At 64.8% G+C, this 15,706-nt stretch carries 12 protein-coding genes; 8 read left to right on the top strand and 4 right to left on the bottom strand.

Features of this window, described 5'->3' with window-relative positions; translation table 11 throughout:
- The first annotated feature begins 48 nt into the window (after positions 1-48).
- The 8 genes from ACP7D4_RS08255 (at position 49) to ACP7D4_RS08220 (ending at position 7,598) form a co-directional block, all read left to right on the top strand.
- Positions 49-1,323, top strand: coding sequence for an amidohydrolase family protein (locus tag ACP7D4_RS08255; RefSeq protein WP_426208573.1), 1,275 nt, complete (start codon positions 49-51; stop codon positions 1,321-1,323).
- A 5-nt stretch (positions 1,324-1,328) separates the two neighbouring features.
- The gene (locus ACP7D4_RS08250; protein WP_426208572.1) at positions 1,329-1,850 is read left to right on the top strand and encodes a GNAT family N-acetyltransferase; all 522 of its coding nucleotides are present in this window, start codon (positions 1,329-1,331) and stop codon (positions 1,848-1,850) included.
- 123 nt (positions 1,851-1,973) lie between these two features.
- Positions 1,974-2,840, top strand: coding sequence for an STAS domain-containing protein (locus ACP7D4_RS08245; protein WP_426208571.1), 867 nt, complete (start codon positions 1,974-1,976; stop codon positions 2,838-2,840).
- Between the two features lie 5 nt (positions 2,841-2,845).
- Positions 2,846-3,202 carry an STAS domain-containing protein gene (locus ACP7D4_RS08240; RefSeq protein WP_426103378.1) on the top strand — a complete coding sequence of 119 codons (357 nt, stop codon included), beginning with the start codon at positions 2,846-2,848 and terminating at the stop codon, positions 3,200-3,202.
- A gap of 28 nt (positions 3,203-3,230) precedes the next feature.
- Positions 3,231-3,647: an anti-sigma regulatory factor gene (locus ACP7D4_RS08235; protein ID WP_426103377.1), complete on the top strand. Its 417-nt coding sequence runs from the start codon at positions 3,231-3,233 to the stop codon at positions 3,645-3,647.
- The gene (locus ACP7D4_RS08230; RefSeq protein ID WP_426208570.1) at positions 3,644-4,663 is read left to right on the top strand and encodes an ATP-binding SpoIIE family protein phosphatase; all 1,020 of its coding nucleotides are present in this window, start codon (positions 3,644-3,646) and stop codon (positions 4,661-4,663) included. The genes ACP7D4_RS08235 and ACP7D4_RS08230 overlap by 4 nt, the downstream gene beginning before the upstream one ends.
- Complete coding sequence (locus ACP7D4_RS08225; protein ID WP_426103375.1) at positions 4,660-6,066, top strand: ATP-binding protein; 1,407 nt, start codon at positions 4,660-4,662, stop codon at positions 6,064-6,066. The genes ACP7D4_RS08230 and ACP7D4_RS08225 overlap by 4 nt, the downstream gene beginning before the upstream one ends.
- An 8-nt stretch (positions 6,067-6,074) precedes the next feature.
- Entirely contained in the window at positions 6,075-7,598 is a 1,524-nt protein-coding gene (locus tag ACP7D4_RS08220; protein ID WP_426208568.1) for a response regulator, read from the top strand.
- A gap of 19 nt (positions 7,599-7,617) precedes the next feature.
- Here the strand turns inward: ACP7D4_RS08220 and ACP7D4_RS08215 are convergent, their stop codons facing one another.
- From ACP7D4_RS08215 to ACP7D4_RS08200, 4 genes are read right to left on the bottom strand one after another with little or no spacing between them, the layout of a single operon-like run.
- Positions 7,618-8,688, bottom strand: a complete 1,071-nt coding sequence (locus ACP7D4_RS08215) for an alpha/beta hydrolase (RefSeq protein ID WP_426103373.1) — start codon at positions 8,686-8,688, stop codon at positions 7,618-7,620.
- A gap of 14 nt (positions 8,689-8,702) precedes the next feature.
- Positions 8,703-11,459, bottom strand: coding sequence for an esterase (locus ACP7D4_RS08210; protein WP_426208567.1), 2,757 nt, complete (start codon positions 11,457-11,459; stop codon positions 8,703-8,705).
- Positions 11,456-13,759 carry an amylo-alpha-1,6-glucosidase gene (locus tag ACP7D4_RS08205; RefSeq protein ID WP_426208565.1) on the bottom strand — a complete coding sequence of 768 codons (2,304 nt, stop codon included), beginning with the start codon at positions 13,757-13,759 and terminating at the stop codon, positions 11,456-11,458. The genes ACP7D4_RS08210 and ACP7D4_RS08205 overlap by 4 nt, the downstream gene beginning before the upstream one ends.
- Positions 13,756-15,615: a glycoside hydrolase family 13 protein gene (locus ACP7D4_RS08200; RefSeq protein ID WP_426103370.1), complete on the bottom strand. Its 1,860-nt coding sequence runs from the start codon at positions 15,613-15,615 to the stop codon at positions 13,756-13,758. The genes ACP7D4_RS08205 and ACP7D4_RS08200 overlap by 4 nt, the downstream gene beginning before the upstream one ends.
- Positions 15,616-15,706: the final 91 nt, after the last annotated feature.

Genomic DNA, 15,706 nt, shown 5'->3' with positions numbered 1-15,706 from the left:
ATCCGACTCAAGCACTACAATCAGGATTCCCCCAGCACAGGAGCGGTTATGGATTTCGTGATTCGCAATGCCAGCCTGCCCGACGGCCGGCGCAACATCGACATCGCCATCGACGGTGGAACAATTGCCGCGGTAGCCGAGCGCCTGCCGCTGCAAGGCGCGCGCGAATTTGACGCCGAAGGCGACTTGGTCACGCCGCCTTTCGTGGACGCCCATTTCCATATGGATGCCACCCTGAGCGTCGGCCTGCCGCGCGTCAATGCGAGCGGCACGCTACTGGAAGGCATCAGCCTGTGGGGCGAACTGAAACCGAGCCTGACCCAGGATGCCTTGATCGAGCGCGCCATGCAGTACTGCGACTGGGCCGTGGCGCGCGGCTTGCTGGCGATCCGCTCGCATGTCGACATTTGCGACGACCGCCTGCTGGCCGTCGAAGCGCTGCTGGAAGTCAAGCGCCGCGTCGCGCCCTACCTCGACCTGCAGCTGGTGGCCTTCCCGCAGGACGGCATTTTGCGCAGCCCGGGCGCTTTCGCCAACCTGAAGCGCGCCATCGGCATGGGCGTGGATGTGGTGGGCGGCATTCCCCATTTCGAGCGCACCATGCAGGAAGGCGCCGCGTCGGTCAAGCTGCTGTGCAAGTACGCCGCCGAGCAGGGCTTGCGCGTGGACATGCATTGCGACGAATCGGACGACCCTTTGTCGCGCCATATCGAAACGCTGGCATACGAAACGCAGCGCCTCGGTTTGCAGGGCAGGGTGGCGGGCTCGCACCTGACCTCGATGCATTCGATGGACAATTACTATGTCAGTAAATTGCTGCCGCTCATTGCCGAGGCGGGCGTTGCGGCCATTGCCAACCCCTTGATCAACATTACGCTGCAGGGACGCCACGACAGCTATCCCAAACGGCGCGGCATGACGCGCGTGCCCGAACTGATGGCCGCCGGCGTCGACGTCGCCTTTGGCCACGACTGCGTGATGGATCCGTGGTACAGCCTGGGGTCGGCCGACATGCTCGAAGTGGCGCACATGGGCCTGCACGTGGCGCAAATGACGGGCCAGGAAGCGATGCACCGCTGCTTTTTGGCGGTCACCGAAACACCGGCCAACATCCTGGGCTTGACCGGCTATGGCATTGCGCCCGGCTGCCACGCCGACCTGGTGCTGCTGGACGCCGGCAGCACGGTCGAGGCGATCCGCCTGCGCGCCGCGCGCCGCCTGGTGATGCGGCGCGGCGCGGTGGTAAGCGAAGCGCCGCGCGCCAGCGCGACATTGAACTTGCCGGGCCGGCCCGGTCAAACAGGCTTTCGACTGGGACGCTGACTGCCATGGCCATGCACATACTCGATACCGAACGGCTGCGCCTGCGCACCATCGACGAGGAGGATGCGCCGTTTTATCTGGAACTACTCAACAGCGAACCGTTCATTGCCAATATCGGCGACCGCGGCATCCGCACGCTGCCGGCGGCGCGCGCGGCGATTGCCGCCGGCCCCGTGGCCATGCAACAGACGCACGGCCATTCGATTTACCTGGTTGAGCTGCTGCACAGCGGCGAGCCGATCGGCATGGCTGGTCTCATCAAGCGCGCTGCGCTCGATGATGTGGACCTGGGTTACGGCTTGCTGCCGCCGCATTTCGGGCGCGGCTACGCCACGGAAGCGGCGCGCGCGCTGCTGGTGCACGCGCGCGAGGCGGTCGGCTTGCGCCGCCTGCTGGCCATCACCTCGCCGCACAACCATGCCTCGCATGCCTTGCTGCTCAAGATCGGCATGCGCTACCAGGGCGTGCTGCAGCTTGACGACGGCCCCGCGCGGCTGTACGCCATCGGGCTGGCCTCAGGCGCCTGAATCAGGCCATGTTGTTTGTCGATCATTTTCGATTCGTGCGCGGCAAATAAATTGCACTCTGTATATATAATGCCCGACTGATCGCGTATTTTTTGTTCTTCTACGCCACTATCAAAGGATCCAATGTCCAACCATAAAAGTTTGCAGCTTGCAAAGATTATTACCAAGTATGAGGCCGAATTGCTGGAAGTATGGCTGTCAGGCTTGATGACACGAATGATTCGCCGCGACAAGAACGCCGAAGCCGAACTGCGCCAGCAGGCGGCGCGCTTCCTGCCGCTGCTGGTGCAGGCGATCGAACGCGGCGCCACCACCGATATCGAAGCGGCGCCCTGGGACGACACGCGCCACATGCTCACCGAGATCTCGCAGGCGCGCGTGCGCCAGGGCTTCTCGTCGATCGAGACGGCCAGCTTCATCTTTTCGCTGAAAGACCCGCTGTTTACCTACCTGCGCACCGAGCTGGCCAACGATCCGCTGCTCCTGATCGAAGAAACCGCCGCCACCAGCAGCCTGTTCGACCGCCTCGGCCTGTTTACCGTCGAGGTGTACCAGAAGGCGCGCGAGCAGATCATCCTGCGCCAGCAGCAGGAACTGCTCGAGCTGTCCACGCCCGTGGTGCAGCTGTGGGACGGCGTGCTGGCGCTGCCGTTGATCGGCACGCTCGACAGCGCCCGCACCCAGGTGGTGATGGAAAGCCTGCTGCAAAAAATCGTCGACACCGGCGCCTCGATTGCGATTATCGACATCACCGGCGTGCCGACGGTCGACACCCTGGTCGCGCAGCACCTGCTCAAAACGATTGCGGCGGCGCGCCTGATGGGTGCGGACTGCATCATCAGCGGCATCCGCCCGCAAATTGCGCAAACCATCGTGCATCTGGGCGTGAACCTGGAAGACGTGGTGACCAAGGCCACGCTGGCCGACGCCTTTGTCGTGGCGCTCAAGCGCACCGGTTCGAGCATCACCCGTCCGCAGAACGCGGCTTAACAGCCATGGATCGCATTCCCATTCTGAAGATCGGCCGCCTGCTGCTGGTCACCATCCAGGTCGATATGCACGACCGGCTGGCCATGACGCTGCAAGACGACCTGACCGCGCGCATCGTCAAGGACCGCGCTACCGGCGTATTAATTGATATTTCGGCGCTTGACATTGTCGACTCCTTCATCGGGCGCATGATCAGTAATACGGCCGCGATGGCCAAGATCCTCGACGCGCGCACGGTGCTGGTCGGGATGCAGCCGGCGGTGGCCATCACGCTGGTCGAACTTGGCCTCACGCTCGAAGGCGTGCGCACGGCGCTGAACATCGAACGCGGCCTGGACTTGCTCAGGCAGGAACCGGAATGAGCGCGCCGGTGGCCAAGCGGGGCTGCCAGTGAGCGCGGCGGGCGAGGGCGCCGTGCGCGCGAGCCTGGTGACCGATGAAGACGTGGTCAGGCTGCGCAAGATGGTGCGCGACGATATGGTCACGCTGCGATTTTCGCTGACCGACCAGACCAAGATGGTCACGGCGGCAAGCGAACTGGCGCGCAACGTGCTGCGCTACGGCGGCGGCGGCTACGCGCAACTGGAACTGCTGACCGAAGATGGCGTGCCCGGCGTGCGCGCCACGTTTGTCGACGAGGGACCCGGCATCGCCGACCTGGACCTGGCCATGACGGACGGCTATACCAGCGGCGGCGGCATGGGGCTGGGCCTGTCGGGCGCGCGCCGGCTGGCCGACGAATTCGATATTGATAGCGCCCCGGGCAAAGGCACCACCGTCACGATCACGAAATGGAAGCGCTTTTGAATAAACTGGGCAGGCAGGTCTCCCATCACATCGGGGAATCGAGCGAGATAGCTGCAGCGCGCCGGGCCGGCAACGAGCTCGCGCGCCGGGTCGGCTTTGATGAAGTGCGCGCCGGCCAACTGGCGCTGGTCATCACGGAAGCGGCGACCAATATCGTCAAGCACGCGCGCGAGGGCGAGATTTTGCTGCGCACGCTTGCCGCTGACGGCAAGTTCGGCGTCGAAGTCATTGCCCTGGACCGCGGGCCCGGCATGGCCAATATCGCGCTGCGCATGGAAGATGGCGTCTCCACCGCCGGCACCTATGGCGTGGGCCTGGGCGCCATCCGCCGCCTGTCGCAGGAGTTCGACGTCTATTCGACCGAGGACCTGGGCACGGTGCTCATGATGGTGGTCTGGGGCGACGGCGTGGGCGCTGCGTCTTCCGACTGGCAGGTGGGCGCGGTGTGCTTGCCGGTCGCCGGCGAAGAAGCGTGCGGCGACGCGTGGGACATCGGCATGGGCCGGTCGAGCGTGGCCATCTGCACCGCCGACGGCCTGGGCCACGGCCCGGATGCCGCCTTGGCATCCGACCCGGCGGTGGTGCTGGCCTCGCAGCGGCCGGACCTGAGCGCAACGTCGCTCATCGCCTTGGCGCACGAAGCGCTGCGCGGCACGCGCGGCGCGGCGATGGCCATTGCCGTGATCGATGAAGAAAAGGGCCAGCTCGGCTTTGTCGGCGTAGGCAATATCGCCGGCTGCATTTTTACCGACGGCGCGCGGCGCCACCTGATGTCGCACAACGGCATCGTGGGCAGCAACCTGCGCAAGGTGCAGGAATTTTGCCATCCGTGGGAGCCTGGCGCGATGGTGATCCTGGATTCGGACGGGATCGCCACGCGCTGGGACCTGGACAGCTACCCCGGCCTGGTGTTTCGCCATCCGAGCCTGATCGCCGCCGTGCTGTACCGCGATTTTGCGCGCAAGCGCGACGACGCCATGGTCGTCGTGGTGCGCCAGCGCAGCACCCACGCATGACGTTGCGGATACTGAAGCTGGCAGTCGGCACCGAGCTGGACGTGATTGCCGCGCGCCAGCGCGCGCGTGAAATCGCGGTCCACTGCAACTTTGCAATGCAAGACCAGGTACGCATCGCCACCTCGGTCTCCGAGCTGGCGCGCAATGTCTACAACTACGCGCAGGGCGGGCGGGTCGAGTTTTCGATCTGCGAAGTCGATGGCAACCAGGTCCTCGAAATCAGGATCGAAGACCTGGGGCCGGGCTTTGGCCACCTCGACGAAGTGCTCGACGGCGGCTACAAGTCGTCCACCGGCAAAGGCCTGGGAATTTTGGGCGCCAAGCGCCTGATGGACCGTTTCGACATCCGCACCGCGCTCGGCTCGGGCACCCAGATCATCATGCACAAACTGCTGCCGCTCGACTGCGGACGGATGACGGCGCCGATGGTGGGCGACCTGGGCGAGCGACTGCGCGCGCGCCTGCCCGACTCGATGCTGGCGGAAGTGCAGCAGCAAAACCACGAACTGCTCAGCACCATGGCCGAACTCAAGGCGCGCCAGGAAGAACTGCTGCAGTTGACGGGCGAACTGGAAGAGACCAACCGCGGCATGGTGGCGCTGTACGCGGAGCTCGACGACCGGGCCGCCAACCTGCACCGCGCCGACCAGATGAAGTCGCGCTTCCTGTCGAACATGAGCCATGAATTTCGCACCCCGTTAAGTTCGATCCGGGCGCTGGCCAAGCTGCTGCTGGCGCGCACCGACGGCGAGTTGTCGCCGGAACAGGACAAGCAGGTCAACTTCATCTTGCAGGGGACCGTGTCGCTGGGCGACATGGTCGACGATCTGCTCGACCTGGCCAAGATTGAAGCGGGCAAGGTGGTGGTCTATCCCGACCATGTGGACATTGCCGACATGTTCAGCACCCTGCGCGGCATGCTGCGTCCGCTGCTGGTGAACCCTGCGCTGGCGCTGGTGTTTCGCGCGCCGGCGCCCGGCCTTGCCATCTATACCGACCAGGGCAAGCTGGCCCAGATACTGCGCAATTTCGTCTCGAACGCGATCAAGTTTACCGAGTCGGGCGAAATCCTGGTACAGGCCGTGCTGCGCCCGGGCCACGGCGAGATCGAGTTTTCCGTCGCCGATACGGGCCTGGGCATCGACGCCGACCACCTCGACATGATCTTCGAAGAATTCAACCAGATTGAAAACCGCCTGCAGGCCAAGGTCAAGGGCACCGGGCTGGGGCTGCCGCTGTGCCGCAAGCTGGCCGCGCTGCTCAATGGCAGCGTGCATGCCAGGAGCGTGCTGGGCGCCGGCTCGGTCTTCACGGCGGCGATCCCACTGGTGTACATCGCACCGCCAGACGCCGCCGGCACCTCTTCAAACAGCAAGCAACCAGATAGCAACCAACCGATTTAGGGTATCCCATGACGTCCATGCCATTTTCCGACTCCGTCATCCTCAACGTGGATGACAGCGAAGCTGCCCGCTACGCCAAGACGCGCATCCTGACCCACGCCGGCTTCAAGGTGATTGAAGCGGCCAGCGGCAGCGCAGCGCTGTACCGGGCGCGCGAAGACAAGCCGGACCTGGTGCTGCTGGACGTCAAACTGCCCGACATCAACGGGCTCGAAGTATGCCGCCTGCTCAAGGCCGATCCGGCCACGCGCGCGATCCTGGTGCTGCAAATGTCGGCCTCGTATATCGGCGTGGCCGACAAGATCCGCGCGCTCGAAGGCGGCGCCGACAACTACCTGTTCGAACCGATCGAGCCTGAAGAACTGATCGCCAATGTCAAGGCGCTGCTGCGCCTGGGCCGGGTCGAACGCGAACTGCGCGACGTCGACCGCCGCAAGGACGATTTTCTGGCCACGCTGGCGCACGAACTGCGCAACCCGCTGGGGCCGATCCGCACTGCGGTGGAGCTGCTGTGCCGCCTGGACCCTGAAGTGCCGCCGCGCCAGGACCAGGCGCGCAAGACGATCTTGCGCCACACGGGCCACCTGGTGCGGCTGGTGGAAGACCTGCTTGATGTAGCCCGCATCTCGCGCGGCAAAATCACCTTGCACCAGGAACGGGTCAAGGTGCGCACCTTCATCGACAGCGCCTGCGAGTCGGTGGCGCATATTGTGGAAATGCGCGAGCAGCAGCTGAGCGTCAAGCTGCCCGAGCGCGAAATCTGGATCGAGGGCGACAATGTGCGCCTGACCCAGATCGTCGGCAACCTGCTGCACAACGCCGTCAAGTTCACCGCGCCCAAGGGCGCGATCGGGCTCGATGTCGAGGTGGACGGGCGCGAGCTGCTGATCCGCGTGAGCGACAACGGTATCGGCATCGATGCCGGTAAACTCGACATGGTGTTCGACATGTTCACCCAGGACGGCTTTGCCGACGACCGCGTGCAGGACGGCCTGGGCATCGGCCTGTCGCTGGTGCGCACGCTGGTGGGAATGCACCACGGCAGCGTGACCGCGTCCAGCAAGGGCGAAGGCAAGGGCAGCACGTTCGAAGTGCGGCTGCCGATCTTTGCCTTCGACCGCGGCGACGACCAGGGCGCGGCCGAAGTGCCCGATGAAGTGGTGGCCACGCGCATCCTCGTGGTCGACGACAACGTGGACGCGGCCGACATGCTGGCCGAACTGCTCACCATCGACGGCCATGAAGTCAAGGTGGCCTACAGCGGCCAGCAGGCGCTAGATCGCGCGGCCGAGTTCCAGCCGGCGTATGTGTTCCTCGATATTGGTTTACCCGACATGAGCGGCTACCAGGTCGCCACCAGGATGCGCGAGATCGCGGGGCTGGAAAATGCGTTCCTGATTGCGCTGACCGGTTACGGCCAGACACGCGACCGCGAACTGGCGATGAATGCCGGCTTTGACGAGCATGTCGTCAAGCCGATGGATTTCGCCAAGATCAGTTCACTGAAGCTGAACGCGCGCCACTCAAGGTAATAGCCACGCAATAGAAAAGTTACTGCCTGGTGCTCCCCCACGGGAAGAACCAGGTCAGCGGCCGGTCCACCCGCGCCGCCCACGATGCTTCATTGTGGATGCCGCCCTCGGCGGCAAAAAACCTCAGGTCGGCATCGAGCCGGTAGCCCTGTTTGAGCATGGCGTCGCGCATCGCCTCGGTGCCTTCCAGGCCATCGTCCCTGGTGCCGGCGTCGAGATAGAACTTCACCGGCACCCGCGCCGCCGGCTTGGCGACCATGCTCCCTTCATTCCACCAGAACGAACTCGATACCCCGCCCGCCTTGGAAAACACGTGCGGCCGGTGCTGCGCGATGGCCACCGATGCGATGCCGCCCAGCGACGAGCCCATGATCGCGGTCGTCTCGCGCCCCGGCAGCGTGCGCCAGGTGCGGTCCACATAGGGTTTGACGGTGTCGATTACAAAAGCTTCATAGGCGTCCAGCATGCCGCCGCCATGCTTGGGGTCGCAGCAGGGCGTGTACTCGGGTATCCGGTCGGGCGTGTTGTCGATGCCGACCACGATGATTTCGTCCATTGCGCCGGCATCAATCAAACGGTCGGCAGTTTCGTCGATGCCCCATTCAACGCCATACGCCGCCGCCTTGGCGTCGAACAGGTTCTGGCCATCGTGCATGTACAGCACCGGATAGCGCTTGGCCGCGTTTTCGCCGTAGCTGGGCGGCAGGTAGATGCGCAGCTTGCGGCTGTTTTTCAATTGGGGCGAGGCGATGGCGTCGACAATCGTCACGCGTCCGGTCGCCACGCCAAAGAACGGGTAGATGTCTTCGGTGGCGCCGGCCTTGATGCGATACGCGCCCCCCGTCGAGACCTGGTCCTTGCCCAGGGCCGGCTTCATGGTGACGTCGCCTAGCCGGTCGGGCCAGGTGTAGGTCCACACCTGGCCCGGCCCCGCCAAGGCGGGTGCGCCCTTGGTCCACGACATCGGTCCCTTGTCGCCGCGCAGGAAAATCGCGCGCTGGCCCGCCTCGTAATGGATCCGGACGGTGGTGGCGCCGGCGCTATTGGCCAGCATCGCGGCGGCCAGGGCCGCAAGGGTTGGTAGTCGCATGCATTCTCCGTAATTTATTTGGTGCGCAGGATGCGCACCGCGTGGATGTCGGCCGTGTTCAACGCTCCGGCGGCGCCGCCGGCGGCGCTGAAGGTGCTGTTGGCCTGCAGGTAGCTCATGTTGTAGAAGTCGGTCAGCGCAATCGTCACCGGACCGGCGGGCAGCTTGGCCGCGAGCGGCGTGGAATACACCGTTCCCGCCTCGCGCCGGGTGTGGGGCATTTGCACGACGCCTTCTGCCAGGACGCGGCCGGCGGCGTCTTTCACGCTCATCCATTTGACCGCGCCGCTGACACCGAGGTTGATCTGGTTGGCGGTGTTGGCATAGCGTAGCTGGACCTGGTAGTTGCCCGCTTGCGCAATGTTCGCTGCAAGGCCTGGCGCCACTTCGAACACGGCGCCGCGGCAGGTTGAAGGGCTGTGATGGCTGCGGTTGCCCGAGCCGGTAAATTGCGCTTCGATGGCGTAGCAGGCATTCGCGTGGCCCGCGCGGTCGGTCCATGCGCTGGCGCGAATGCCGGACGCCGCCAGTTGCCCGTCGCGATAGACGTTGTAGACAATGCCTTTGCCGGGCGCGGAAAACGTCAATGTCGCCGCGCCCGCAAAAGTCGGCGGCGCCGGATCGGGCGGCGCAAAAACGCTGCTCGCCCGCGTGTAGGGCCCGGCGTGCACGCGATGGAGTTGCTGGTCGCCGCTTTGCAAACCACCCAGCGTGATCTCGATCCGGCCGTCGGCGGGCAGCACGTCCCACCGGATTGCAGGGCCAACGGCTGCCTGGTTCAGAGTGATGGAGCCGATTGCATAGTAGCCGTTCGCGCGGGACGCCTTGGGCAGCCGGATGCTCACCGACAGGCGCTTGCCGTGCAACGGCAGATCGTGCAAAGCAATCAAGTCGGTCGCGCCAAAGACGTCGCGCCGCAGCTTGGCCGTGATGAAGGGCTTGATGGTAATGCCGTCGGCCGTGGTCGCAACGCCAAACACGTTCCCGATCACCATGCCGAGATAGGCGCCGACAGACCACAGCTGGCGCTTTGAATTGATGACCGGTCCGATCAGCTCGGGATGCTGCTCGTCGAGCAGCAGCGGCTGCCCGGAGAGCCACTCCAGGTTTTCCATGTTCGACAAGTTGAGCGCGGCGGCGCGGATCAATGTGTCGTACGCGGCGTCGGCCACGCTGACGTTGCCGGACATGGCGGCCGCCTTCAAGCCATAGGCGGTGACGAAGGGCCAGATGGCGCGGTTGTGATAAACCGGCACGCCTTGCTGCTGCGGGTAGATCACCGGCGCGCCCATCGGGCCGTGCGGATAGTGGGACAGGATCTTGCGCGCGCGATCTTCATCGGCCACGCCGGTGACGATCGCCAGCGCCTGGCCCAGCCAGTCGAACTTGTACATCGGCGCGCCGTCGAAATGGGGCGCCGTCAGGCTGCTGTATATATTGGCGTCGTTAAGCCACAGGCGCTCGTTGATGGCCACTTTCAGCGCGAGCGCCCAGGCGGCATATTTTGCCTCCTGCGCATGGGCGCCCTGTTCGCGCGCCAGGCTGGCGGCCAGCGTCAGCGCCTTGTAGTGCGCCACGTTGGTTGACAGGGCTTTGGAACTGGCCAGCGCCGCCAGGTCATTGACGATCCACGAGGCGTAGCTCTGGTCGCGCCAGTCGAGGAAGGATTGCTCGCCCGCGTACAGGCCAGAAACGGCGTCGAAGGCGGCAAGGCGGTCGTTCTCGATCGTGTTCGACAGCGCCTTGAAGGCGCGCGGCACAAACCCGGCGCGCTCTTGCGCCGGCAGTGACTTGAGCACCTGTTCGGCGCCAAAGGCCCAGCTCACGCGGTCGGTGCTGACCGGCCAGCTGCCGCCGCTGCCGGTGTCCTGGAGGATCTGCAGGCCGTCAACGCTGCCAGCCACCTGCGGCGCCTTATGCACGCCGTCGCGAAACGGGGAGAGCTTGAAGTCGAGCGAAAGCATCACGCGCTGCGGGTCCAGCATGGCCAGGCCTAGGTCGGCCGCGTACGACAGGTCGCGCGTCCACACATAGTGCCACTTCTCGCCCGTCTCGAAGCAGTCGCAGGCGATCTGCTTGCCGTCGTTGTAGTTGCCGTCCTTGATCTGGGCGACCGAGTCGAGCTTCATTTCGGCGCCGGCCAGCGCGAACAGGGCGTCGAACGCCAGGCTGCCGCTGCGCACCGTGGGCAGCGCTGCCGACTCGGCGTAACTGACATATTGGGGGCCGGGGTCGCGCAACTGCAATGTGCTCGACTGCGAGTAGCTGCGCCGCGCCGCGCGCGCGTCGGGCGACGAAAAGCGCGCGCTTTCACGCTTGCCGTCGTAAGTGGCAAACGAGAGCGACGCAGTGTCGCGCCGGCCCTGGTGCGGGTCGTTCGTTGCAACCGGCGGCGCCTCAATGCGCGCCACGCGCAGCAGGGGAGCGGTTGGCTCGGACAGGTCGAGCCGAAAGGTGTAGTCGGCCGTCCTGCGCACGAACAAGTGGCCATCCCGGCCCTTGTCGGCGACCATCCGGTAAGCCCGGCCCGCTGTTACGCCGGCGCCGGCATCGCGCGCGACGGTCAGTTCGGTCGACCAGTCGCCGCTGCCCACCTTGAACGCATGGTTGCCCGGGCTGAGGGTGACGCGCGCTTCGTACACGCCGTGGCCAAGCGGGACCAGCAGATTGTCCGTGCCCCAGCCATTGAAGCCCCCGCGCACATACATGTCGCCTGCAGCGGCGCCGCTTGACAGCAGCACGCCAACAATGAGCCCGAGGGTCTTGATCATTTGTATTCGCTCCGTTCGACGATGCCCTTGAGGACATCCTTTGATTGCAGCATGGGGAAGTGTTGCGTACGGTAGGCCCTCGGCGTTTGAAAGCGCAGCGTGCCGATGGTGCTGGCGAACGAGGCTTGGCGCGGGCTCACCGCGAGCGGCTTGCCGTCCAGCGTCGCAATGCCATTGGCAACTGCCAGCAGCGCCGTCTGGCCGGGTGCGAGTTTGAACGCCGTCTGTGAGCGGCTTTTGTCGCGGTTCAGAAAATCAAAACTGACGGTGCGCGCAACACTGCCGTCAAGGTGCAGCGACCAGCGCTGCACGGGGCCGCGCCGGGTGAAGCGGATGGTCATTTGTTCGCCCGCGCCAAACGGCAGCACTGCCTCGAACCTGGTCCATGCCGACGGTATCGCCGGGCTCAATGCCAGGGTATTTTCAAGCAGGTCGGGCTTGAACCCGACAAAGTCCTGGTAGCCGTTGCGCGCGTATTCGGCCACGCTCCACGATTGCGCGTACGTGCCAGAGGGTTTCAGGCGGCCGCCTTCATGGGGCAGGGCGTCGAGCAGTTCGCTCATGTTGCCCAGCGTGCCCAGGCCCAGGATCTGGCGGCCCAGGTTCTGCGCCAGCGGCCAGGCCAGGTCCTGGTAGCCGAACTTGTTGAGCGCGGTGACGGTGTAGCCGGCGTTCCAGCCCCAGATGGTGCCCTGGTGGTAGGCGGCGTCCTTGTGATGAAACAGCGGGTTTTCGTGGCGCGGGTGAAAGTAGGCGTCGTTCTGACTTAGCGACGCGATCCCGTAAGGGTAGAGCAGTTCGGATACGGCATTGCGCAGCACGCGCGCCTGGACCTGCGCGGGCACGAAATCGTCGAAGGGGACCGAGACCAGCATCAGCTGGTTGGGGCGCACCTTGGTGTCGGCGCTGGCGTCGGCGCGCAAGCGGTCGGCCATCACGCTGCCATTCCAGTACAGACGCAAAAAGCGCTGTTTGGCGCGTGCGGCCAGCGCCTGCCAATCGGCCGCCTTTTGCTGGTCGCCCGCTTCGAGGGCGAGGCTGGCACCGGTTTGCAAGGCGGTGTACCACAGCGCCTGGATCTCGACCGCGCGCGGGCCGCGTGCCGACCAGGGCTGCTTGTTTTCGATGCGCGCGTCCATCCAGGTGTCGGCCGAGTCGTGCGCCAAAAGGCCATCCTGGTCCATGTAGTTGGCGATGGCGCCGTCGAAATAGGCAAGCGCCAGCTGGTACATCTGCCGAGCGAAGGGCTTGTCGCCCGTGTAGCGGATATACTCGAGCGCTTCGCGCAGCATCCACGGCGTGCCGTCGACCGTGTTGTAGATGATGCTCTCGCCGGCCGCCACGCGGTTCGGGATGCGGCCATATTCCTTGTCGCCCCGGTTGAGGTTCTGGTAGCGCGCAAAGTTGGACAAGACTGCTTTGGCGTCGTCAAACTGGCCCGACACCAGTAGCGTGCCGGGCAGGGCGATGAAGGTGTCGCGGCCCCAGTTGTCGCGAAACCAGGGAAGGCCCGCCCAAATGCCGGCGCCGAACTCCTCGACCACGAACATGCGGCTGGCAGCCTTGGCCCAGTTCAGCGCCTTGTTGTATTGCCTGTCGCTGGTGGCGAGGTAGCTTTTGGTCAGCGCCTGGTACAGCTTGCGCCGCTCGGCCAGGATCGGGTCGGCCGCGACCAGTGCCAGCGCGCGCCGGCGCGCTTCCTCGGCACTGGGCGCGAACGCGGCCACCACCAGCAGGGTTCTGGCGGGCGCGCTGGCCGTGAGCGTGAAGTCGTCGTCGAGCGTGAACGGCTGGTCGGCGGCCAGCGCGGCGTACAGCGTCTGGCCGGCGCCGGGAGCGATTATCGCCAGATTGCCGGCGCGCGTGACGGCGCCCGTCTGTTTCAGCAGCGGGCGAATCGCCAGGCGCGCAGCGTCAATGCTGGTCACGCGCATGGCGATGGCCTGCTGTTTTGACAGCAGCGCCATTTCCTCGCTGGCGCCGTTCGCGTAGCGCACCTGGTGGCCGTAGGGCAGCACCTGTTCGCGGGAAGCGGCGCGCACGTTGGGCGCGTTGTCGGCAAAGCTGGCGTAACCCTGGAACACCGCTTCGTTTTTGATCAGGTAGCCGGCGCCGCGCGCGCTGGTTTGCGTATAGCCTTCATAGTAGCCGGCGATGTTGTCGCCGGCAACGAACTGCGCCTGCCGGCCCGGCGCGACCTTGATCGCCATCTCGCTGAAAAAGGTGTCGAGGTCCGGCTTGTGCGCCGAGGCCAGCGGCAGCGCCAGCGACAGCGCAGCGGCAAGCACGCGTGTTTTCATTGCAGCTCCAGGATCACTGTAGCGCGCGCCGGCAGCGTCAAGGCCGCATCAAGCGCAAAAGTCTCGCCGCTGATGACGTCCACACCCGAGCGCACGCCGGTCAGCATTTCGCTAAAGCGCCCCACCGGCAGCACCGCCGGGGCGGTGTTCTTGTGCAAGGCGACTATCACCTTTTTTTTGCCGTCGTAGCGGAAGTAGACGTAGGTACCGTTTTCGGCGCCGTAATGCATCATCTTGCCCGAGTGGATAACCGGCTGCGTCTTGCGCCAGGTGACCAGCCTGCGCACCAAGGCTTGCGCGTCGCGCTGCTGCGCCGTGAGGCCCGTGCCAGTAAAGGCATCGACCTTGCCCCCAGTCCAGCCGCCCGAAAAATCGCGCCGGTAGCTGGCGTCGTCGCGCGCGGTGGTGGAGCTGGTCATCTGGATCTCGGTGCCGTAATACAGCTGCGGGATGCGCGGCATGGTCAGCAGCCAGGCCAGGTTCATCGTGTACAGGTCGATGTCTTGGCCGACCACGCTGAACATGCGCGCCATGTCGTGGTTGCCTTCAAACAAGACCAACTGGCCGGGGTTGGGGTACAGGTAGTCGAGCGACAGCGTCTCATGCACGTCGGTAAAGCCCGCCTCCGGCGCCTTGCTGGCGAGCGCGGCGCGCATCACTTCGCTCATCGGGACGTCTATCAGGCTTGGCAGGGAGCTGACGTAGCCGTCGAAGTTGCGCTTGCCCTTCTGCCAGCGCGACACCACCGCCGGCGACTTGTGCCACTCTTCGCCGACCATGTTTAGGTGCGGATACTCGGCCATCAGACGGCGCGTGTACTGCGTCAAGAAGGCGCCGTCGGAGTAGTCGTAGGTGTCGATGCGCAGGTCGGACAGGCCGGCATACTCGATCCACCATATATTGTTTTGGATAAAGTAGTTCGCCACCAGCGGGTTGGTCTGGTTCAGGTCGGGCATGGCGCTGGTGAACCAGCCGGTGGTGAAGTTTTCACGGTCGTCTATGGCGCCATACGGATCCTGGGCCGAGACCCGGTGATGGCGGGTGGGTACAAAGGCGCCGCGGTGCTTGGTCCAGTCGGGAAAGGGCATGTCCTTCATCCACCAGTGACCGCTGCCAATGTGCGAGAGCACCACGTCCTGGGGGATGCCGGTGCCGGTGCCGCGCTTGCGCGCTTCTTGCGACAGGTGCCGAAAGTCCTCATTGCTGCCGTAGCGCGGGTCGATACGATAATGGTCGGTGGCGGCGTAGCCGTGATACGAATAGGACGGCATGTCGTTTTCAACCAGCGGCGTGGGCCAGAGCTGGGTAAAGCCCATGCCGGCGATGTAATCGAGATGGCCGATCATGCCCTGGATGTCACCACCGTGGCGAGCGCCGTCGCCGGCGCGGTCAGCTTTGTCAGCCATGCCGGCCACGCTGTCGTTGGCCGGGTCGCCGTTGGCAAAGCAATCCGGCATGACCTGGTAAATCACATCCTTGCTGGAAAAACCTTGGCGCGCGGCCGAGCCTTTGCCGCGCGCCAGCAACTGGTAGCCGTGACGCAGCGCATCCGCCCCGCTGCCAAACCGGATGTCGAACTTGCCCGGGCGCGCAGCGGCGAGCAGCTGCAGGTCGATGAACAAGTAGTTGGGATTGGCCACCCGCGTTACTTTGGCGATGCGCACGCCGGGATAGCTGAGCGAGGGCGCAAGCTTGCCGATGGAGGCGTCGTGCACCATCAGTTGCACTGACTTGTCCTGCATGCCAGTCCACCAGAACGGCGGCTCCAGATGGTCGATCCGGGGAGTCTGCGCCTGGGCCGAGCAAATCGACAAGGCGGCTGCGGCCAGCAGTACGCGGGGAAGAGTGGACGTCATCAAGTTGTCTCTTATTGTCACATTCGGATTCGCCGGCATTCATCACGGTAAAAATTGTAGTTCCACTACAATTTTTTTGCGCGAAACCAGC

Source organism: Massilia sp. TWP1-3-3 (genome assembly GCF_049897805.1).
Lineage (GTDB): Bacteria > Pseudomonadota > Gammaproteobacteria > Burkholderiales > Burkholderiaceae_D > Telluria_A.
The sequence above is the reverse complement of the archived record's forward strand: the minus strand, read 5'-3'. Positions and strand labels throughout refer to the sequence as shown.